Source organism: Patescibacteria group bacterium (assembly GCA_041645165.1).
GTDB lineage: Bacteria > Patescibacteriota > Patescibacteriia > 2-02-FULL-49-11 > 2-02-FULL-49-11 > 2-02-FULL-49-11.
Map to the genome: position 1 here is coordinate 45,273 of JBAZQN010000008.1, position 21,549 is coordinate 66,821.

The window sequence follows — 21,549 nt, forward strand, 5'->3', positions numbered from 1 at the left end:
TACTTCCAGTGTGAAAAGGCTCACTCACAGAAAAATCTGAATCCTAAACGGAAAACACTGAAGTCGCAAATTTCTTAAATAAATGACTATGCTTGCTATAATCCCTAATAGAAAATACAATCTTGGATTCTCAGCGCTGCTCATAGTGCTGTCCGCTACGGCATTATTTGTGTGGGGATTAAAATTTGGCATTGATTTTACCGGCGGTGCCATGGTAGAGCTTGAGTCTACATTAATAAATCCGCCTGCATCGTATGAAATTCAACAGAAGCTCATAAGTGATGGATTTGATGTTGCTTCAATCCAAATGAGCAATCAAAATACGTATCTCATACGGTTAGGCATCATGGATGAAGGCGAACACCAGCGATTTACAAAGAGCATGGAGGAGAATTTTAATTCGCTGCAAAAAAGCGAGGGAGCTGACAAGGCCTATATTGAAAAGCGTTTTGAATCAATCGGTCCGACCATCAGTAATGAATTCCGACAAAAATCATATTTGGCAATCATTATTGCGCTTCTCGCAATCATCGCGTATATCGGATACTCCTTCAGGAAGGTTTCAAAGCCCGTGGCGAGCTGGAAATACGGGGTATGCGCGGTGATCGCGCTCATGCACGATGTTGCCATCCCCACAGGCATTTTTGCAGTGCTTGGACATTATGCGGGCTGGGAAGTGGATCTGCTATTCATCACGGCGCTGCTTACCGTCTTAGGGTTCTCTGTACACGATACTATCGTCGTATATGACAGGATCAGGGAAAATTTGCTAAAGATCGGAGGTCGAAATTTCGCGGAAATAGCGAACATAAGCGTCAATCAAACCCTCGCCCGATCCATCAATACTTCCTTGGTGACTATTATCGTGCTTGCGGCTCTTTTTGTGCTTGGCGGCGAGACCACAAGGCATTTCGTGCTTGTGCTTATCACCGGCATCGTATTCGGCACCTATTCTTCCATATTTATCGCTTCGCCTCTTTTGGTTATCTGGAACAATATAAGTCAAAAAAATAAAAAATAGTGCGATTGAGCACTACAACATACCAAGAAGATGCGTTGATTTTTATTCTGCGATTCCTCTCCATGCAATGCGTTGCGCATTGCCGCCGACAGGATAGCAGGTGACCAGAGTAAGGGTAGGCGTATCACTAATGGCAAATAATCTTTTATCATCAGGATACACAACCATGGATTCAGTGAGAATATAGCGGACGAACCGCTTTTTTTTATTCTGGTAGGTATACGTAAATTCCACCGCATCTCCTTTTTTAAGATCAGGAAGATCCTTGAAGATATCAGTATACGGGCCTTGCTGCCATACATAGTCTGAAGAATGCCCTGTGATAAAGCTGTTTCCGCGCTCACCCGGGCTGGCAGTCCCGGGATAATGGATAGCACCTCTTTTGAGATCTTGCTCTATGCGTTTAACATCATCAGATTCAGACCAAACCACAGGAGCGAGTACCCTAAGCGAGGGGATGGATATCGTAAGCGCGGGCCTCCCTTTCCCCGTGGGATCAAATCCATTTTCCACCTCAAGCCCGTCAGGAAATGTGTCTCCATCGCTGTCGGCAATGTCACTCCCTGTGCCTATAATTTGTTCTAATGCGTCACTCAAGCCGTCACTATCCTTGTCAGAGACCTTTGTGTTTTTCACTGCAAATTCAGCAGGAAGAGAACCAGCGCCCAATGGATTTTGATTGCGTAAAATCTCATCGCCGTCATGCGTCCCATCAGCGTCAGAGTCGGGCAAATAAGTATTAGTGCCATAAAGTCGCTCTTCAGGATCCGATAAGCCGTCATGATCACTGTCGCTCATGAATGATTCCACCCTTTCAAATGATCCTACATACGCGCGCACCGTTGACCAATTCATGATGAAAGTGGCGATGAGTCCGGTAAAGAGGGAACAGAAGATCGCAAATGTCGTTCGCGACATTTGCGGAAGTGGCAATGATGGCGTCTGTTTTAACGTTAACATGCCTGTATATTTAGACTAACGAATTATTTTTAGTCTTGTAGAGGAAACCCAGCACACCGGCGAATATGCTGAATACCAGGATAGAGAGAAGCGCTGAAGGGCCTGTCCTTGGCGATTCTTGAATAGCTGCTCTGACACGGGGCGTACCGGAAAGGATAGTAGTAATAATCTCCGTGCTATCGATTTGATAATTCTTAGCGCTTGCACTCACGGTAAGCGCGACAGGCGTTTGATAGGGAGCATTTGAGGTCACTTGAAATACTGGATTCCATGTCCTCACTTCCCCATTATCGAGCTGATCGATTTCCCAATAAAGCGTATTTTTTTCTTTAATCCCGCCTTGAGAATCAAGAATGTCAAAATATAAAGGGTCAAAATGAAGTGACACTAAAATACCTTCTGCGCGCGACCCTGAATAATTAGTTACTATGATCTCGCTATTGACCCTTTCGCCACGATAAGCAGTATGCGAAGTTACTCGATATTCATTTTCGTCACTCACGAGCATGCGAACTGACAATGAGTCATTCCCCTCAATGGCATCAAGCAGTGTTGTGCTGGTAAGGTAATCAAACCTCGTGGCATTATCCGCAGTAATAGTGACCATATTCGTCAGCTTGTCCAGTGTGGATGATCCGCGCACCCTCACCGTAACCGTCTGAATGGCTTTTTGTCCCGGATAAAAATTTCCCACACTCCAGCGCACTTCACCGGCCTGCACCGAACCGCCTGTGCTTGTCTGAATAATATCAGCATTTTGTTCGTCAAAATCGTCTGTAAGGATCGTATTGCGTGCTATGGTATTTCCATCATTCCGGTAGGAGATGGTATAGGCAATTAAATCACCCTGCCTTACTGTATCCTTGTCTGCGCTTACGGTGGCAACCAGCACCGGCTTAGCCTGCGCAGATATATTAACAGTAGGTGTGGTAAGTGATGACACATTATCCGCGCTTAATCGCGCGAAGGCTGAAATAGTCGTAGTGCCGCTGGGCAACTGCTCTTTTATGGTGAACCAAAACACTCTCACTTCTGTGGTTTTTTGCGTTAAACGCTCCTGAGTATATATAACCGTTCCCAAACTTTGCACCGCACTGCCAATATCATGGGGAGTAAGCAGGTGCTCGTCATAGTCCAAAATAATGCGTATGTTGTCAGCGTTTTCAAACGCGGTATTTGCATAGGTAACAGTATAACCAATTATATCACCCGGCGATGCTTCATTTTTTGTCACTGAGAGCCCCAGAGAAAGAATCGCATTCGCTGATGCGTTCGATACGAATAAAGTACTAGTGAATGCGGTTGAAATTACGGCAAACATAGCTGCGTAAGAGAATGCCTTGTGAATAGGTATTAATTTCATAATAAATGGTTAAGGTTATAAAACAGAGTATTATTACTGATATTTCAATATTTGTCAATATGGACGCAAGTTGACAAAAAGTTAATAATATGCTACTTTTGAACTTAGAATCCAAGGTAAGGATAGGGATATTTATGAGATAGCAGAAGTATATCTGCGTTGACCTGCGTTCGGCCGCATAACGCACTGTACTACTATTCTTAAAACCAGGTTGTTACGGTCGATTATCCGTTATATATTCTACGTTCATAATATATGAATTCGATTCTTGAAAAAGTTCTCCTTTCTCAAGAGATTACAGAGCGGCAGAAGTTGAGCCCTGTAGATATCTGCACCCAGTTATTAAAACTGCTTACCAATCGCGAGGCAGATGTGCTTCGTTTGCGTTTTGGCCTAGACGGAAATGGCACACATACGCTTGAGATTATCGGCAAAAGGTACACAATTACAAGGGAACGCGTACGGCAGATTGAGCATCAAAGCATCCAAAAACTTAAACAATCCAAACAGTTCCAGGAAATTTCAGAAGGCATTTCCACGCTTGTTACACATAACCTTACGCAGCACGGCGGCATGCGCCGCCAAGACGTGCTTCTTAATGACTTACTCTCGCTCTCGGGCGATTCGTCTGTTAACCGCAACTGCTTATCATTTATCATCGAACAGCTTTTAAATACGGCCATTGAAGAAATAAAATCTGAAGCAATTCTGCCAAGCTGGAAACTGAAAGAATTTTCCTCGCAGCTTTTCACGGAAACAATTGCATCTATCGAATCATTGTTGGAATCAAAAGGACAGCCGGTCAGCTTTGATGCGTTGCTTAATGAATTTTTGCGCAGCAATTTTTATCAGGAACATGCGCAGGAGTACCAATCATTTGTACTCTTCTCATCATCCCCCGAACAAGATGAGCGCTCGATGGTTGAGCGCGTGCTTAATACCTACCTTGAATGCTCCACCTCAGTGCTGCAAAATCCCTTCAATGAATGGGGAATGTCCCGCTGGCATAGCATTAAGCCAAAAAGAATGAGTGATAAAATTTATCTCGTGCTTAAGAAATACGGCAAGCCAATGCATTTTACCGAGATCACGGAGCAAATTAATAAGACTCGCTTCGACCACAAAGTGGCGCATGCGCCAACCGTACATAATGAACTTATTCTCGACAAGCGTTTTGTTCTTGTCGGAAGAGGAATATACGCGCTTCAAGAATGGGGATATAAGCCGGGCGTAGTTGCTGATGTGATCGCTTCCATCCTGAGTCGTGCGCCAAACCCTTTAAGCCGTGAGGAAATTATCGATGAAGTGCTCAAACAACGGTTTGTGAAAAAAGGCACCATTTTACTTGCATTGACGTCACATGATACTTTTTTACACCTTCCGGACGGTCGTTTTATGTTCAAAAAAATTGTCTCTCAAGCTCCGGAAACCGTCCACACAGAACAAAATAAATAAACATTCGTTGTGGATATCACTATCAATCTCGCGCCTTTTTTCGATGCGGCCGCAAATAACCCACTCACGGTAGGGTGGTTTCTTCTTATCCACGGGGGATGGATGCCTGTTCTTGTGGTAATATTGAGCACATTTTGGCATGTACGATTGCGTAATATCAGAGCAGCATACCTCCATCATCTTAACTATACAATTTTTGCAATCGATGTTCCGAAGTTAAACGAACAATCTACCAGAGCAGTAGAGCAAATATTCGCGCAATTAGCAGGAGCGTTCTCCGGCGTTAACCTGATTGAGAAATATATCCAGGGCAAAAATCAGGAAAGTTTCTCATTTGAAATAGTTTCTCTCGGAGGCTATATCCAATTTTTAGTGCGTACCCCAACCCATTTTCGCGATCTCATTGAGGCGGCAATTTATGCACAATATCCTGATGCAGAAATTACCGAGGTGGAAGACTACACAGGCATGATTCCCCGGCAATACCCCTCTGATGAATTTAATTTATGGGGCACTGAGCTCAAGCTTAACCGTAAAAGCGTGTATCCCATTCGAACCTATCCGCTCTTCGAGCACACCCTTACACAAAAATTTGCCGACCCAATGGCTGCGCTCCTGGAAATTATGAGCCATATGCACCCAGGTGAAAATATTTGGATCCAATGGGTAATTACGCCCATTGGAGACGGGTGGAAAGAAAAAGGCATCAATGAAGCGAAAAAATTGATTGGCGCACATGTAAAACAGGCGCCCACGCTTACTGCACGGGCGCTGCAACCGGTTCGCATAGTAACTGGAGGGGCAAGCGAAGTGCTCCTCCATGGATTGGGTATTTCTCCATATCATGTTGAAGGTGCGGCAGCGAAAGACATGCCAAGTCACATACAATATCTGTCTCCTGGAGAACGCGCGATCGTTGAGGCCATTGAAGCAAAAATTTCTAAAGTCGGTTTCCACGCTAAATGCCGCATTATTTATGTCGCGAAAAAAGAAATATTCGATAAAGCGCGCGGTGTTGCGGGTATTTTGGGCGCCTTTAGCCAATTTAGCGCATTGAATCTCAACAGTTTTGAACCCGCAGGCAAGGTGACCACAAAAGCAAATTATTTCTTCACTAAACGCAGAATCGCCAAACGCCAAAAAAAAATAGCGCGCGCATTCCGCCAACGAAGCAAAGAATTAGGATGGGGTCATGGCATGATATTGAATACCGAGGAATTGGCAACGGTGTGGCATTTCCCCGTTGCAGAGGTGAAAGCCCCGTTAGTGAAGATGACTGAAGCGAAAAAAGGAGAGCCCCCGGCTGAGTTGCCGATAGAAATTATGGAGCCTGCCGCAAGTGATGCACAGACATCCAAAATACAAGAAGCGGAAACGCCGGAAAATTTACCCGTATAATCCAAAATTTAAAGTCCAAAAATCAAAATGCGAGATCAAAATGCAAAAATTTTTGATTATTAATTTTCATTTTTAGATTTTAGGTTTTACATTTTGCATTTTTACTGAATAAGAGAGGGTTCAACATGAATAACACTATGACTGATCAAATTTCCCAAAACAATGACATCTGCTACTTTGCGATGACTAATTTTCGCGGCCAAAATCGCAAATTTGGCATACGCACTGATGACCGCCGCAAACACATGTACCTCATTGGTAAAACCGGCATGGGGAAATCAACGACCCTCGAGAATATGATCATACAGGATATACGCGAAGGAAGGGGAGTGGGAGTAGTGGATCCTCATGGCGATTTGGTTGAAAAAATATTGGACTATATCCCCCCGCACCGCATCAACGATGTCATATATTTTAATCCCGCTGACATTGATTACCCTATTGCATTCAATATTCTTGAAAACGTAGATCCCCGCTATAAGCACCTTGTCGCGTCCGGACTTATGGGAGTATTCACAAAAATTTGGGCAAATGTTTGGTCAGCACGAATGGAATATATCATGAATAATTGCATCCTCGCCCTGCTTGATTCTCCCGGCAATACCCTTCTAGGGATCAACCGCATATTAGTTGATAAGGAATACCGGCATAAAATTGTAAGCCGCATTTTAGATCCTGTCGTGCGGTCGTTCTGGGTGAATGAATACGCGAATTACAACGACCGATTCCGCACTGAAGCAATCGCGCCAATCCAAAATAAGGTTGGGCAATTTCTTTCGACCGCAATTGTGAGAAATATTGTCGGGCAGACGCAATCGACCATAGATATGCGGGAAATCATGGATACCAAAAAAATCCTCATCCTCAATCTTGCGAAAGGACGCATAGGCGAGGACAATTCGTCGCTTTTGGGCGCGATGATGATTACCAAGCTGCAGCTTGCAGTCATGAGCAGGGTAGATATTCCTGAAAAAGAAAGGAATGATTTCTTCCTTTATGTGGATGAATTTCAAAATTTTGCGACGACCTCATTTTCAGACATCCTCTCTGAAGCAAGAAAATATCGCCTCTCGCTCATTATGGCGCACCAATACATAGAACAACTTGAGGAAGAGGTGGCTGCGGCGGTATTTGGCAACGTCGGCACTATCGCCTGTTTCCGCGTGGGCGCCACCGATGCGGAAGAGCTGGTAAAGGAATTTACCCCTTATTTCACTGAAGAAGATTTGGTAAATCTCACTAAATATGACATTTATCTGCGGCTTATGATCAACGGCGTGGCGTCAAGGCCATTTTCGGCCACGTCGCTCCCGCCGCTTCGCACCGATGAAATGACAGGGAATCGTGAAAAAGTAATCGCGGTGTCAAGAGAGCGGTATACGAAACCGCGAGAGGAAGTTGAAGAGAAAATTATCAGATGGACCGGTATAGAAGATATGTATTCCACCACTGCTGAATTGGATAATATCGCTGGTATTGCCGAGGATGAGCAGCGGTATCGCGAACTTCCCGCAGCTCCTCTACCTACTGAAAAACCGACAAATGAACCTGCCGTTTCTCAAGGGCCAGAACCAAAAAATGCCACATGTGACAATTGCGGTCGCGGTACGCTTATCACATTTACCCCGGATGAAAAACGCAACGTATTTTGCAAAAGCTGTCTGAAAAAATTTCGTCAGGGCCTTATCGACATCACCACTTTAAAAAAACGCAATATCCCTGAAGTGTATGATGCTCCTCCTGCGCACACACAAGCCGCTCCCACAGACAATACTGCTCATAAGACACAAAGCGCCCCTGTTTCCGCAAGCCCTAATTTTGTCATACTGAAACCACCGCCCAAACTCTCTCCATCGCAGCATGATGAGCAAGTGCGAAAGATACCCATACTTCCCGTATCCTATCCTAGTGAGTTATCGCTGCGAGACGCCCTTCAAACCGAGCCAATTCCTTTCCATAAATTACGCGGCAATAAATTAAAAAGGCGCCTTACGACAGAAACCACGCCCTTTGAAACACAAAAAGAACCCGCTGAATATGCTCCGCCCATGCCTAAACCGCGCCATTATGTCATCAAAGGGATTCCTCCCAAAAAAGTGGTTCCATTATAATAATATTGAGGATATGATATACTATATATAAGTATTGATATATATCTTATTACCTCTTAAATGTATGCCTGAATCACAGACAGAATACCAAAATCTACTTACCGAACTAATACAGAAACAAATAGTTATCCTGGGACCCGATATTGCCATAATGAAAGCGCGTAACGTATCAGGATTATCTGTGGCAGGTGATGGAACGGTAACTCAAATGAACGGCAATCCTCCCGACCTTATCAATCAGCTTATAGAACAATATGTCTCCCTTTCAGGCCTTATTGTAAAAAAGGCAATGGAGCCGTTATTGGCAAAATATCCTTCATTAACTATTGGGAAAAACAACTCATAGCGTTTTTGGATTTTTTAATTTATAGCATATTTTATATGACTTCAACGCTTTCGCTTATTACATTTATTTTTTGGGTTATTGCAGGAATTACGACTTTTATAGTATGCATAATGAATGCATATAAAACACGGGGAGGAAGGTTTTCGGCCGCATTTATATCGCTCGGATTCGGTACGCTTCTCCTTGCGACTTCTGCCATAATCGCTACGTTTTTTAATTCCCAGTTTGGGCAGGGTATCACGCAACTACTGCACGATGGTGGATTTGTCATCGGATTCATCCTCGTGCTTTCCGCTTCCAATCGCTTCTTAAAGGCAATGACAGGATAATTTCCCTTCAGTGTCCCTTTGGATTCCCATTCTTTTACTCCTTTTTATTCTTGCTTTAGGCGCGAGTATTTTTGAGTTGCTGGCCTTACGTAAGGCAAGAACATATCTCACAAAACGCGAATCAGATCTTGAGGCGAAAATTTATGAAATCGCCATACTCAAGGAGCTAGGCGAGAGGATTGGTTATTCGCTCAATACGCGAAAAATTGTTGAGATTATTACCGGAAGTCTTGGCCAATTCATCGACTACTCGGCAGTATCTTATCTGCTTATAGAGCCGCAGTTATTGCTTTTCCATTGCAATTTGGAATCATCTGTTGATGCCACGTTTGTCAGTACCATTCGCGACAGGATGCGCGCGGCGCTCAATGCCCTTACGAATGACGAATATATAAAATTTCGCATTGAGGAGACGGTCACCGGCGCCATTATTACAGAATCATTGCACCAACCAGTCCGGTCGTTTTTTAACATCCCGCTCGTTATCCGAAATCGCACGGTAGGCATCATCACCGTCGCAAGCACAAAATCAGACCTCTACCACGAGGATGAAATGACCCTTCTTTACAAAATAACCTCGCAAGCGTCACAAGCAGTATCGCGTTTGGAGGAAGTGCTTGCTGTCGAGGAAGAAAAATTAAACGCAATGGTTGCCAGTATGCCAGATGGTCTTCTCATGACAGATCCTGAATTTCGGATAGTGGTCATCAATCCCGCGCTCCAGCGCACGTTAGGCCTTGAAGGGAATTCAACAGTTTCTATCTTTAACATCATTGACTGTCTGGGCGGTGTGCTTGATATCAGGGGAAAACTGGATGAAGCGATAAACCTTGATAAACTTATAGTGGCTGAAAATGTTTCATTCCGCCAAAAAACTTATCAAGTCCTTATTTCCCCGGTAAAACCATTGGCTCCGTCCGATATCCCGGGCAAACAAAACACCTTCGGTTCAGTTGCCCTTTTCCATGATATCACCCACGAAAGGGAGCTTGAAAAAATGCGGGAAGATTTCACTTCCATGATGGTGCACGAGCTCCGGTCACCGCTTGACGGCATATGTAAAATAACGGAATTACTGACGTCAAAGCAACGGAAAGGGAAATCATACCATGAATTCACCCACATGATCCATCAGAGCGCGTCTGAAATGCTCACGCTGGTATCCACATTACTGGATATTGCAAAAATCGATGCGGGTAAATTTGAAATTCTTCCTGTGGTAAGCAACACTCGGACGCTGCTGGAGGAAAAGCTGAAATTTTATCGACCGCTTGCCGCTGACCGCCATATACAAATGAGCGACTCTCTCGATCCTGCACTTCCTGACATCTTGTTAGACCCCCATCGTATTGGCCAAGTGATTAATAACCTTCTTTCTAACGCGATAAAGTTTTCACCTGTCGCGGGAACGATACATGTGAGCGCCTTTCGCCATGCCTCGGGTGGAAATATTAATCAAGAAGGAAAAACCGCAGATCCCTTATGGCATGCTATCTCGACGCCACTTCCGCTCACAGATGCGCTCGTGGTCGCGGTATCAGATATGGGCATTGGCATTACGCACGATGAAATACCGCAATTATTTACTAAATTCCAGAGATTGAGTGCAGGCAAACTTTCCCAAAAAGGCACAGGACTGGGCCTGGTCATTGCGCGTGGCATTATCGAGGCGCATCATGGTATAATGACACTAGGATCCACAGAAAGCAAGGGCACGACTTTTGTCTTTACCATACCTTTATCACATTAATAATTAACCCTCATTCATCACGTATGCCTAAATTACAAACAATTTTAGTTATCGAAGACGAACAAACAATATTAAAAGCTATTTCCATTGCACTAGAGGAAGCGGGATTTAAAGTGCTGTCGGCAATTGACGGGGAAACCGGCGAACAAATGGCGGTCACACACGCGCCAGATCTTATACTTCTCGATATTATACTTCCGCGTAAAAATGGATTGGACGTGCTTAAAGGCCTGAAAGGCAACGAGGCGACAAACGCAATTCCTGTCATCCTCCTTACCAACCTTTCAGATACTGAAACAGTAAGCCAAGGCGTAGCGCTGGGCGCGCGAGGATATCTAGTGAAAGCAAACTACAGCCTTGACGAGGTAGTGACGAAAGTAAAAGATGTGTTGAAAAAGAGTAAGTAATCCTTCCATAATCAACTAGTTTTTTACACCGGTGTAACGTTCATCGGTGTTTTTTGTATGCTATACTGAGAACGTAGAACAATACAGTAGAAAGGTATTCACGCGGATTCACGCAAATAGCCGGCCGTATGTAGCGTCGGAGCTTGTCTCCGACCAATCAATAGCTGTGATCCGTTGGTGGTTGGTGGCAGATGAACTGCCACGCTACAATTGATACCGTAACGGGACCGGACGCGGATTAACGCGGATATTCTTCTACTATCTCATACTGTAATCATGATTCATAAAAAACAAGCGATTATTTACGGGTGCGTGGTATTGCTTGCGTTTGCATTGCGCGCGTATTCTCCTACTCCTATAGACCTGATAGGCGATGACGCAACGTATGCGTTTCGAAGCGTAGGATATTTTGACCATATGGCATCACAGCTGCAAACCACACCTTACCAGTGGTTTGAAGCAGTACCCTGGTGGGCAAAACTTTCATTCCATGACCATCCGCCCGTCGCATTTCTTGCTTTCCATATTATTTTTGGCATTTTCGGAATGACCACGCTGGTGGCACACAGCATTCCGATTCTCTTAGGCACCTTGAGCGTGGCGCTTTGCATTGCGGTCGGCGCAAGGTTAAGTTCGCCGCGCGTAGGAATTATTGCAGGATTCCTTTTTGCGGTCACCAGCCTGTCAATATGGATATCCCGCGTCTTGTATTTGGAAACTATACTGATCCCTTTATTGTTATTCACTATCTATTGCGCGCTTCGCGCGCGTCTATCGCCTTCATGGTGGATTATTACAGGATTCTCATTTGGTTTATCCATAGCTACCAAATATACTGCAATATTTCTTTTACCCGCGTTGTGTTATCTCGCGTATCCTTTGTGGCATACGAAAAAACAGATCAGGTTCGGCATTTTTGTGGCAATAGCTGCCCTCACCCCCGTCATAATCTATAACATTTTTCTCTACCAGACGCGAGGTCATTTTGATTATCAGCTTACACGCCTTTTCCGCATAACGACGCAAGATTGGCCCCGATTAGCCGTCACTTCAAGTCCTGCGTCTTTAATCAGTATTTTTTCCAGCATCCAAGACGCGGTTTCGTGGCCAGCTGCCATTCTTTTCCTTCTCGCCGCATGGTGGTCCTTTTTCCGTTGGATACGGAATAAAAATAATGAACAAGGCGTTATTGCGCTCTTGCTTCTTTTTTTTAACCTAGAAATTATTTTTTTAGGAAATGCAGTTCGTTTCTTAAGCCCTATAATTCCGTTTCTTTGCCTTAGCGCAGGAATACTTTTGGATGATATATGGAAAGGTGCGTTAGGTTTTACAAAAATCGCACTTCTCGCCGGAGCATCTTTTGCAGTAATTGCAATGTGCGCATATAGCATTAATACTCATTTCTTGGCACAACCTTGGGGGCGTGCGGGCCTTGCGTTCTCCTCGACCAGAGGAGAAAATTATGGATATGAACAATTAGACCAATACTTGCTTACTCTCTACCAAGAACGAGATTCAGTTGATGATTTATGGGACGTCGCAGCGGTTGAAAAAACATTGTATATATTTGATTCTAATATAAATTACTTCCCCAAAATGTGGTATGTCCAGAGACGCGTGACGTACCAGGGCATACCCTTCACTTCATCACTTGAATTCCGCAAACTTATTCAGGAAAACGGTGAAAGTTATTTCCCTCAAAAAGGCTATACCTATTATGTGCTTATTCATGCGCTGTCGGGAACGTTAATGGTTCCTGCAGACATTCGAAATAAAGTCGCCGATCAGATGGCCCTCACTCTAGAGGAACAAAGTATGCAAAACGTGACGATACAAAGAAGCGATGGGGAGCCTGCATTCCGCGTCTACTTTTTTTAATTAAACATGACATGAAAAATAAAATAATAGTTGGGCTGTCCGGGGGGGTAGACTCTGCGGTTGCCGCATTACTCTTAAAATTATCAGGCTACGCGGTCAAGGGTATTTTTATGAGGAATTGGACTGAAACGACCCCTTCGTGCAATTGGGAATGGGATTATGAATCCGCAAAAATGGCCGCACAGCATCTCGCTATCCCGCTGGAACTCTGGGATTTTGAACAGGAATATCGTACGCAGGTATTCGAGCCTGCGCTCGCGTCCTTTTCTGAAGGCTTCACGCCCAATCCTGACATTGTCTGCAATAAACTAATTAAATTTGGAATATTTTCTGACCGCGCGCGTAATGAAGGCGCTGCCTGGATCGCCACGGGCCACTATGCCAGAATTAAACTGCGAATAGGAAAAATAGGTTCTACCCTGTCCCTGCTGTCCGGGAGAGATACCACTAAAGACCAAAGTTATTTCTTGAGCACGCTTACTCAACCGCAGCTTGCTCAATGCCTGTTTCCACTGGGTAATCTTACAAAACGCACAGTGCGCGCTATCGCGCAAAGCGCCAAACTGCCGAATGCCGATAGAAAAGACAGCTACGGAATCTGCTTTATTGGCGAACAGCCATTAAAAACTTTCCTGCGCTCACGCGTGCAAAGCAAACCCGGTCCTATCCAAACTGCGGAAGGGGAGACACTCGGCGCTCATGAGGGACTTGCCTTTTATACTATAGGGCAGCGGAAAGGCACCCAAATTGGCGGTAAAGGCCCGTTCTATGTGGTAGCGAAGGATATCGCACATAATAAGCTTATAGTCGCACACGGACCGAATCATCCCTCACTTTTTACCCAAAGCCTTACCTTGCCTGAAGTGCATTGGATTGAAGGCCCTCCATCATTTCCTTTCTCCTGTTTCATCCGGCATCGTCATCTCCAACCGCTGCAAGCGGCTACCATAACCTATGATATAAATAGCAATATTATGATACAATTCAATCAGCCTCAACGCGCCGTCACCCCCGGTCAATTTTTAGCCATATACGGCCAGGATAAAGAAACATGTTTCGGCGGAGGCACTATCGTAGAAATTTCGCAATATGAATAAAGTGATAATAACATTTTACGGACGCGTACAAGGGGTTGGTCTTCGCGTGTTTATCGCACAATGCGCTGGCGAACATAATGTCACAGGCACTGTGCAGAATAAGCCTGACGGGACAGTGCAAGCGGAACTCTGGGGCGATAAAGATCAATTAGCAAAATATATTGAAATATCTGCGCGCGGTTCACGCTTCTCCCGCATTGAAAATATCACGACCGTCTGGGGTGTAGCTGATCACGCACCTAATAATTTTAGAATCCTATGAGATACGGCACGAACAGGGTAGTAGAAATTTTACCTGGCGCACTTACCTGGACCACCCTTATCGCAGTGGTCACTTTATCTTTTGTCAAACCTGTTTGGGTAATCGTATTTGTCATTTTATTTGATTTATATTGGCTGATACGCGTCTTGTATTTCGTCACATGGCTTTTTGTATCATGGATGCGGTATAGGCAAGAGGTAAAAATATCTTGGTTAGACAAACTGAAGACAATTCCTTTATGGCACGATCTGTGGCATATCGTATTCCTCCCCACTTATAAAGACACAGAAGAGGTGCTCGAAACCACATTCCGCGCCCTTGATGAAAGCAATTACCCTCATGACCGCATTATTATCGTATTGGCGGGCGAAGAGCGTGACCAAGAGCGATTTGAACACATTTCCCAATCAATCATACATCGTTATGAAAACCGGTTTGCCCAAATCATCACCACGCTCCATCCTTCAGATCTTCCTGATGAGATTCCCGGGAAGGGATCGAACCTCTACTGGGCGGGAAAGCGCACACAAGAATTTATTGATGCAAAACAAATTCCATATGACCGTATTGTAGTATCAGCTTTTGATATAGACACTGTCGTACATCCGCAATATTTTGCCAGATTGAGTTATGCATTTCTCACGCACCCCACTCCATTAAGAACAAGCTATCAGCCTCTCGCGCTTTTTAATAATAACATCTGGGACACTCCATCCTTCAGCCGGGTAGTCGCAAATTCAACTACCTTTTGGCTTATGACGGAACTCGCGCGCCCTGAGCGCCTGCTCACCTTTTCCTCGCATGCGATGCCGTGGCAAGCCCTTGTAGACGTGGGATTTTGGCAAAAAGACATTGTCAATGAAGATGCGCGCATTTCCATGCAATGTCTCGTGCACTACCATGGCGACTACCGCGTGACGCCACTTTATATACCGGTATCTATGGATACCTGTTACGGTGGAAGCGTATTAAAAACTATTACCAACCAATATAAACAAATGAGGCGCTGGGCATGGTCTGTGGAACATCTGCCCTATTTGGTTTCCAGTTTTAAAAACGATTCTCTCACGCCGTTAAGAATAAAATTTAAATATATCTGGATCATTGGGGAGGGGACCTACTCGTGGGCCACCGCGGCAATGCTCATTACCCTAAGTCGACTCCCTTTATGGGTAGCAGCCCACGTATCATCCACTTCGCTCCTTGTGCAAAATGCGCCCTTTGTACTTGAATGGCTTATGCGTCTGGCGATGCTTGGCATTGCGGTCAGCGCATTCGTGAGTGTAAGTATGCTTCCTCCTGCGCCTCGCCATAAAACATACAAAATTCTTACTATGGTGGCGCAGTGGTTTCTTTTGCCAATTACCCTTCTCGTATTTGGTTCCATCCCCGCCATAGATGCGCAAACCCGCCTTATGTTCGGCAAATACCTAGGTTTCTGGTCAACAGAAAAAGTGAGAACAAAAAATCGTGTACCACACGTGTCATAGTGAGCCGAGTCGAGTGGTGAGCTTGTCGAACCATCCGTTTGCGCTTTTCTTCACGGGTGGTAGGATAAAGGTATCATTGCGGAGGGATTATTTCTACCCTCATGCGCTCTTCAATCCTTAAACGCATCGCTTCCATTCTCATTGACATAACCGATGTGTGGGTGTTGCTCGCCTATGTCCCTCAAGCATGTTGCCCGCCATGCCCGTGTGAGCGGTCTTAAAGGCGTCGTCGCGGAGACGGAAGCCGAGAACATCCCTGCGCAGAGACTCTACAAGAGATGCAGTTTTCAGCGGATCAAAAATCCGAGGTTTGAAGGGCATACTTACCGGCTTAAGTTTCAACGGGGCTAAAATCCTCAGTAATTTCCTTCGTAGACGAAATGAGACGTCACCATTGGTGAAAGGAGATAAGGTATGAATATTGATCATGTATCATCGGCGGTCGCCGAGCATTTTGGTGGTTTGTGGGAAATCACGGCTCAGCAACGAACGCTTAATGGCGTGATATTTTTCCTCCGCAGCGGCAGTCGTGAGATGGTGGCGAAAGCGCCCGCTCTTCGTTTGTTCGCGCAGACGCCGATAGCCGATCGTATTCAAACAGCATATCGCATAAATCAAGATGCGGCTCGTTACCGCGAGCTCCTAAAAAAATATAATGTTCCTTTAGCCCATGAATTTAAGGCGATAATCTTGCCGGGAGGGGAAGCGTTGCATGTCGTTTCACACGAAGGACCCAACTGTTTGGCAATTCTTGAGAGTCAGCCTACCCTCGAGATTGTACGTACTGTCATCCGAGGCATCCTGGAAGCCGTTATGGGAGTGCTGCATCAACCTGATCCTCCTGAAGTGGGGATCGACTTGAAGCTCGATAATTTTACCAAGAACGGAGGGATATTTTATGTCGATCAATTCCCGCCGTTGTATTATGACGCCGCGCGTGGCGCGTACATTGTGCATGAACCGCAGCCGGAAGATCCCAATGAAGTAGCAAGACAGGTTCAACGCAAATTCACCGTAAACGGTAATTTGCGCAGATTCCGGTCTTTTATTCTTAAGGTTTCCCGCGTTTTTGAAAATGTATGGCTTGAAGAGGTCGAGCGAGTGCTGGATCCGTCGCTCTGGCGGGAAGTGCGGGCATTCTTCGAAAATCTCCCCGGTCAACAATTACGCCCGCCAGTGCGGCGGGCTGATTTCTTGATGGCGATGGAGTCGTTGAAGCCTGACGATTATGACGGGATGCGCGATGTTGCGCTTCGGGTCGTTCCAGGTGGTTCACAACGAAAGGAGTTGCTGGACCAGGTCTTTCTTGCCGCTCGTTTCCGCGGACCTGACGGAAACCAGTTAGATGACCCAAAGTCATCTGTCATCAGGCTTCTCGTTCCTTTTTGCCGCAGCAGGTAGGTATCAATTGTGAATATGTTTGATACCAAATTCTGGCACCACTATCGTATCGTCGAATTGCAGAATGAATTGAACCGCTTTTGCTACCTCCTCCGGATCGATGGCGTTGCGCATATTTTTTTCAATACCCGCTTTCTGGAAGAGGCGCGTGTTCAGCTTGCCGGGATAGACTCCGGTTACGCGAATATTGTGTTCTGCAAGTTCTGCCTGGATTGACTTCGTGAAACCAGTGATCGCCCATTTGGAAGCAAAGTACACGGACATATTGGGTTTCGCGTACAAACCGGCTTGAGAAATAATGTTTACTATGGTTCCGCTCCTTCGTTTTTTCATAAAGGGGATAACCGCTTTGGTCAAATATATCGTGCCCAAAGTATTTACTTCTATCGTTTTTTTGATATCCCGAAGGCTGTGGTCTTCCAAATTGCCTTGCGCCCAAACACCTGCGCAATTGATCAGGTAGTCTATGCGTTTATATTTTTTTAGAATGTTGCGTACGGCGCGTTGTACGCTGGGATACGCAGTGACATCGCCTATTTCATAGGCACATCCCAATTCTTGCGCAGTTGTGCGGAGTTTTTCTTTATGGGGTGACATGATGACTACCATGGAGGCGTCCCCCGTCAATTTGCGCGCGATTGCTTTACCCAGACCATCACTCCCGCCGGATATCACGATGACGTTTTTCATAATGTCGCATTATTGTGAGTATTCACACGCTAAACCAAGTGTAAGCGATTCGGTGTATAAAAGCAATTTTCTTTTACCCATCACGTTCCCGCATAGCGTTATACATCGGCTAGTGTTGCGGGGAGCATTTTGGGGAATGCGTTGACAGAGTGAAATCGTATGGTAAGATGACAAACTATTTTTGTCGCCCCAACTTTACTTCGCGACCATATGGACATCGATCAGAGTAACTCCTCGACACGTGAGCCGGTCATAGTTTTTGATATCGGAGGGACATGGTTTCGAAGCGGGATCCTTCTTTCTAATAGTCGATTGATCGATGTTACAAAAACTCCGGCAGTCAATTACAGAACTCATCCGAATCAGAAAGTATCCGAGCTACAAACTTCGCTCATGGTGTATCTCACGAAGGAAGCTCGTCGTTTAAGATCCGATTTTTCGGGAACGCGTTTGCGGACGGTGGGAGTTTCTATGGGTGCGGCGTTGAACGCCCACACAGGTCTCATTTTGAATTCTGGCCCACTCTGGGGGCCGGAATGTAAACCATTTGATCTTAAGAGGAATCTCGCGAAGAGAGACCCTTCATTTAATTGGCTTATTCTGAACGATATTTCCGCTGCACTTATAAGGCATGTCGCGGATATAAATTGTGAGCAGTATAAGAAAGTATCTCTCGTCACAGTGAGTACGGGGATCGGCGCACGCGCTATTGACGTGCGTACGCATGTTATGCCGCTTGATCCGCGTCACGGCATACAAGGAGAAATCGGTCACATTCCGATCGAATTTACCTTTCGTGGCGCACGCATTGAACGCGTATGCGACTGCGGCGGGCGCAACCATCTTAACGCATTTTGTTCAGGGAGGGGGATTGAATCGCTGTTGGAGACTCTGCCCAGGAAATACCCGAATGCATCCAGGAGAATCACTCCCTCTCGCTTCTTGAAGGGAAAAACGCCGTTATCATTTTCCTCTTTCGCCCATGCAGTGAAACGGGAGGATGAATGGGCGAGGGAATTGCTCGATGCAGTAACGCTTCCGCTCGCAAGGTTACTCGTCACGGCTTTTACCTTTGATCCTGAGATGAGCGTTGTATTTGTGACCGGAGGTGTGGTTGATACTTTGGGCGAACATTATCGACGAAGCCTCCTTAAGAACCTCAATGCCATAGGACTCTATCAAATCACCGGACGCGAGCCTTCGTTTTTTGGAAAACGAGTACGCACCGGAATACACGATGACCGTTCCGGGTTGATTGGCGCCGGTCTCTATGCGCGCATGCACGACATTGCTGCACATCCTGATGCGCGTGACCATAAACAATGGACTGTTTCCGCTCAATCACCCGTTCGTTACGACGTGAGAGAGGTGGACGGTCTTTTCGTCTCAGATCAATCGCCGTTATTTGCCTATCGGGGACCGAAAGCGAATCACTCAACCCGCAGATTTGTGGTAGTCGATCGCAGGGTACATCAATACTACGGCGCAGATATGAAACGGTTTTTCTCCCGACATGGCTTCCAGGCTCACCTCATGATTATGTCCATATCCGAACGACAAAAAACGATGGCGACCGTTTTGAAAATTGTGGCATCGTTCAGTACATTCGGACTTTCCCGCCGTAGCGAACCAGTGATCGCAGTTGGTGGGGGTGTTCTCCTCGATATCGTCGGTCTTGCCGCGAGTCTCTATAAGAGAGGCGTGCCCTATATTCGCGTTCCTACTACGCTCTCTCATTGGTGGACGCGGGCGTAGGGGTTAAAATAGGGGTGAATTTTAATGGTCACAAGAGTTGTCTTGGCGATTATTACGTACCTCTTGCCGTTTTTCTTGATGTCGGATTTTTGAAAACATTGCCCAGGCGTCATATACGTAATGGTGCGGCGGAAATCATTAAGATGGGGGTGATAAAGGATAAGGAGCTTTTTGAATTGCTCGAATCGCATGGAGAGGAACTTCAGCACAATAGATTTCAGAACAGCGCAATCGCTCGCCACGTCATACGACGTGCCATACAGGGAATACTTGAGGAATTGGAGCCGAATCTCCAGGAAGAACGATTGGAACGCCTCGTTGATTTTGGGCATACCTTCAGTCCTCAAATTGAAATGCAAGCATTGCCTGCGCTTCTTCACGGTGAAGCGGTGGCGATCGATATGGCATTATCCACATGTATCGCGTATGAGCGAAATTTACTTTCTGAGAGCGAGAGAGACCGCATCATACGGCTGATACGTTTGTTCGGTCTGCCGGTGTTCCACCGCGTATGTACGTCTGCACTGCTCTCGCGCGCGTTACAGAAATCAACGCAGCACCGCGACGGACTGCAACGTTGTCCTCTTCCGATCCGTATAGGTATGACAACGTTTGTTAATGACATCACGGACGAGGAATTAAAAAATGCATTGAGAATATTAAAAAAGTATGCAAGATCAAGCGATACGTGAGGCACCCGCGTGGCATGAGGGGCTTATCATCGCCGCAAGCGGAGAAGTGGTATGTGCACGAGTCCCTACGGCAAAGCCGCAAGAGGGAGAGCTATTAGTTTCAATTCTGCGCGCGGGAGTGTGTGGAACTGACGTGCAGATTCTCAAGGGCGAGCGGCACGATCGTACCAAAATCTTGGGGCATGAGGGATTGGGTGTGGTGATAGGTGCAGGATCCAAAGCAGATGAATCGTGGATGGGGAAATATGTGGTGTTCAATCCCGTTGATCCATGCGATCAAGAGCGGATTCTTGGGCACAGCTACGACGGAATTTTTCAACAGTACTTTCTTGTTTCTCGTGACGCGCGGCGACGGGGGCTGCTCGTTCCCTATGATGTAGAATTACCGTATATATACGGTCCCTTGGTCGAGCCGCTTGCTACCGTAGTGTATGCACATTCCCTCGTGGAGAGGAAAGTCAAGCCGAAAGCGGTCGCGGTGGTAGGAGCAGGTCCTATAGGTATCATCCATGCGCTCGTTAGTAAGATATGCGACGATGCTTGTATATTCCTTATTAATAGGTCACCCGCACGCCTCCATTGGGCCATCGAGCATAGGATCATAACTCATGGAGAGGCAATTCAAGACATCGGTCATCTCGCTGAAGAAATGTTGCGTCGCACAGGCGGAATGGGGGTAGATGCGGTGTATTTGTGCACGCCGCACATCACCGCCCTCGCCGCGCTGGAGGAGAGTTTGTGCTATGTGCGCGATGGAGGGTGCATTAATTTGTTCGGCGGTTTTTCCGATGATGATGCCGCCCCGAGCCTTCCGGGAATTGAGCTCAATAAAATCAGAAGGGCCAACGTCTGCGGATTACCGCCAGAGGGGCATTACCAATCGGCTCGTGTTGGGAAAAAAACGATTTGGATTACCGGCAACCGCGGCTCATCCGCGTTGCATATGATTCGTGCAATGGAGTTGCTGAAGGTTAATCAACATTTATTCTCACGCGTTATCACGCATATGGTCTCGTTCCGAGAAGCGCCATCCTTCTTGAATACACTACGTCAAACTTCAAGCAGCAGGGTAGGCGGCAAACTTTACATGAAAGCGGTGATTGATTTCACGACGACATAGACGGTGTGATATACTTCTCATGAA

18 protein-coding genes and 1 pseudogene are annotated in these 21,549 nt (G+C 45.9%); 16 read left to right on the forward strand and 3 right to left on the reverse strand.

Features of this window, described 5'->3' with window-relative positions; genetic code table 11:
• Positions 1–88 precede the first annotated feature (88 nt).
• Complete coding sequence (gene secF, locus WC659_03955) at positions 89–1,021, forward strand: protein translocase subunit SecF (protein MFA4873063.1); 933 nt, start codon at positions 89–91, stop codon at positions 1,019–1,021.
• Positions 1,022–1,063: 42 nt separating this feature from the next.
• Here secF and WC659_03960 read toward each other — a convergent pair whose 3' ends face one another.
• Both WC659_03960 and WC659_03965 read right to left on the reverse strand, forming a co-directional pair.
• Positions 1,064–1,981 (reverse strand): sortase, encoded by a 918-nt coding sequence (locus WC659_03960; protein MFA4873064.1) that lies wholly within the window; start codon positions 1,979–1,981, stop codon positions 1,064–1,066.
• Between the two features lie 10 nt (positions 1,982–1,991).
• On the reverse strand, positions 1,992–3,344 hold the full coding sequence (locus WC659_03965; GenBank protein MFA4873065.1) for a hypothetical protein: 1,353 nt from the start codon (positions 3,342–3,344) through the stop codon (positions 1,992–1,994).
• A 255-nt stretch (positions 3,345–3,599) separates the two neighbouring features.
• Here WC659_03965 and WC659_03970 point away from each other — a divergent pair, with 255 nt between their 5' ends.
• From WC659_03970 to WC659_04030, 13 genes are all read left to right on the forward strand, one after another.
• Positions 3,600–4,799, forward strand: a complete 1,200-nt coding sequence (locus WC659_03970) for a sigma factor-like helix-turn-helix DNA-binding protein (GenBank protein MFA4873066.1) — start codon at positions 3,600–3,602, stop codon at positions 4,797–4,799.
• Between the two features lie 9 nt (positions 4,800–4,808).
• A complete protein-coding gene (locus WC659_03975) occupies positions 4,809–6,197 on the forward strand; it encodes a hypothetical protein (GenBank protein ID MFA4873067.1) in 1,389 nt (462 codons plus the stop codon).
• A 137-nt stretch (positions 6,198–6,334) separates the two neighbouring features.
• Positions 6,335–8,308, forward strand: coding sequence for a type IV secretion system DNA-binding domain-containing protein (locus WC659_03980; protein MFA4873068.1), 1,974 nt, complete (start codon positions 6,335–6,337; stop codon positions 8,306–8,308).
• Between the two features lie 64 nt (positions 8,309–8,372).
• Positions 8,373–8,654: a hypothetical protein gene (locus WC659_03985; GenBank protein ID MFA4873069.1), complete on the forward strand. Its 282-nt coding sequence runs from the start codon at positions 8,373–8,375 to the stop codon at positions 8,652–8,654.
• A 35-nt stretch (positions 8,655–8,689) separates the two neighbouring features.
• Positions 8,690–8,983 (forward strand): hypothetical protein, encoded by a 294-nt coding sequence (locus WC659_03990; protein MFA4873070.1) that lies wholly within the window; start codon positions 8,690–8,692, stop codon positions 8,981–8,983.
• Positions 8,984–8,993: 10 nt separating this feature from the next.
• Positions 8,994–10,733, forward strand: coding sequence for an ATP-binding protein (locus WC659_03995; protein ID MFA4873071.1), 1,740 nt, complete (start codon positions 8,994–8,996; stop codon positions 10,731–10,733).
• A 23-nt stretch (positions 10,734–10,756) separates the two neighbouring features.
• Positions 10,757–11,140: a response regulator gene (locus tag WC659_04000; GenBank protein ID MFA4873072.1), complete on the forward strand. Its 384-nt coding sequence runs from the start codon at positions 10,757–10,759 to the stop codon at positions 11,138–11,140.
• A gap of 276 nt (positions 11,141–11,416) precedes the next feature.
• Positions 11,417–13,018 (forward strand): glycosyltransferase family 39 protein, encoded by a 1,602-nt coding sequence (locus WC659_04005; GenBank protein MFA4873073.1) that lies wholly within the window; start codon positions 11,417–11,419, stop codon positions 13,016–13,018.
• A gap of 11 nt (positions 13,019–13,029) precedes the next feature.
• On the forward strand, positions 13,030–14,115 hold the full coding sequence (gene mnmA, locus WC659_04010; GenBank protein MFA4873074.1) for a tRNA 2-thiouridine(34) synthase MnmA: 1,086 nt from the start codon (positions 13,030–13,032) through the stop codon (positions 14,113–14,115).
• Positions 14,108–14,377: an acylphosphatase gene (locus WC659_04015; protein MFA4873075.1), complete on the forward strand. Its 270-nt coding sequence runs from the start codon at positions 14,108–14,110 to the stop codon at positions 14,375–14,377. The genes mnmA and WC659_04015 overlap by 8 nt, the downstream gene beginning before the upstream one ends.
• Positions 14,374–15,867 carry a glycosyltransferase family 2 protein gene (locus tag WC659_04020; GenBank protein MFA4873076.1) on the forward strand — a complete coding sequence of 498 codons (1,494 nt, stop codon included), beginning with the start codon at positions 14,374–14,376 and terminating at the stop codon, positions 15,865–15,867. The genes WC659_04015 and WC659_04020 overlap by 4 nt, the downstream gene beginning before the upstream one ends.
• Before the next feature lie 174 nt (positions 15,868–16,041).
• Positions 16,042–16,218: a hypothetical protein gene (locus tag WC659_04025; protein ID MFA4873077.1), complete on the forward strand. Its 177-nt coding sequence runs from the start codon at positions 16,042–16,044 to the stop codon at positions 16,216–16,218.
• A 63-nt stretch (positions 16,219–16,281) separates the two neighbouring features.
• Complete coding sequence (locus WC659_04030) at positions 16,282–17,268, forward strand: hypothetical protein (protein MFA4873078.1); 987 nt, start codon at positions 16,282–16,284, stop codon at positions 17,266–17,268.
• Between the two features lie 3 nt (positions 17,269–17,271).
• On the opposite strand, the gene WC659_04035 is transcribed toward WC659_04030, so the two are convergent.
• Complete coding sequence (locus WC659_04035; GenBank protein MFA4873079.1) at positions 17,272–17,958, reverse strand: SDR family oxidoreductase; 687 nt, start codon at positions 17,956–17,958, stop codon at positions 17,272–17,274.
• 210 nt (positions 17,959–18,168) lie between these two features.
• On the opposite strand from WC659_04035, the pseudogene WC659_04040 reads away from it, so the two are divergent.
• Positions 18,169–20,405: pseudogene (locus tag WC659_04040) on the forward strand (ROK family protein).
• Positions 20,383–21,525 (forward strand): alcohol dehydrogenase catalytic domain-containing protein, encoded by a 1,143-nt coding sequence (locus WC659_04045; GenBank protein ID MFA4873080.1) that lies wholly within the window; start codon positions 20,383–20,385, stop codon positions 21,523–21,525. Before WC659_04040 ends, WC659_04045 begins: the two are co-directional and overlap by 23 nt.
• The last annotated feature ends 24 nt before the right edge of the window (positions 21,526–21,549 follow it).

Coding starts and splice junctions, on each gene's coding strand:
- WC659_03960 (MFA4873064.1), bottom strand. CDS start 1,981: ATGTTAACGTTAAAACAGACGCCATCATTGCCACTTCCGCAAATGTCG.
- WC659_03965 (MFA4873065.1), bottom strand. CDS start 3,344: ATGAAATTAATACCTATTCACAAGGCATTCTCTTACGCAGCTATGTTT.
- WC659_03985 (MFA4873069.1), top strand. CDS start 8,373: ATGCCTGAATCACAGACAGAATACCAAAATCTACTTACCGAACTAATA.
- WC659_03970 (MFA4873066.1), top strand. CDS start 3,600: ATGAATTCGATTCTTGAAAAAGTTCTCCTTTCTCAAGAGATTACAGAG.
- WC659_04025 (MFA4873077.1), top strand. CDS start 16,042: ATGTCCCTCAAGCATGTTGCCCGCCATGCCCGTGTGAGCGGTCTTAAA.
- WC659_04005 (MFA4873073.1), top strand. CDS start 11,417: ATGATTCATAAAAAACAAGCGATTATTTACGGGTGCGTGGTATTGCTT.
- WC659_04035 (MFA4873079.1), bottom strand. CDS start 17,958: ATGAAAAACGTCATCGTGATATCCGGCGGGAGTGATGGTCTGGGTAAA.
- WC659_04030 (MFA4873078.1), top strand. CDS start 16,282: ATGAATATTGATCATGTATCATCGGCGGTCGCCGAGCATTTTGGTGGT.
- WC659_04045 (MFA4873080.1), top strand. CDS start 20,383: ATGCAAGATCAAGCGATACGTGAGGCACCCGCGTGGCATGAGGGGCTT.
- WC659_04020 (MFA4873076.1), top strand. CDS start 14,374: ATGAGATACGGCACGAACAGGGTAGTAGAAATTTTACCTGGCGCACTT.
- WC659_04000 (MFA4873072.1), top strand. CDS start 10,757: ATGCCTAAATTACAAACAATTTTAGTTATCGAAGACGAACAAACAATA.
- WC659_04015 (MFA4873075.1), top strand. CDS start 14,108: ATGAATAAAGTGATAATAACATTTTACGGACGCGTACAAGGGGTTGGT.
- secF (MFA4873063.1), top strand. CDS start 89: ATGCTTGCTATAATCCCTAATAGAAAATACAATCTTGGATTCTCAGCG.
- mnmA (MFA4873074.1), top strand. CDS start 13,030: ATGAAAAATAAAATAATAGTTGGGCTGTCCGGGGGGGTAGACTCTGCG.
- WC659_03980 (MFA4873068.1), top strand. CDS start 6,335: ATGACTGATCAAATTTCCCAAAACAATGACATCTGCTACTTTGCGATG.
- WC659_03990 (MFA4873070.1), top strand. CDS start 8,690: ATGACTTCAACGCTTTCGCTTATTACATTTATTTTTTGGGTTATTGCA.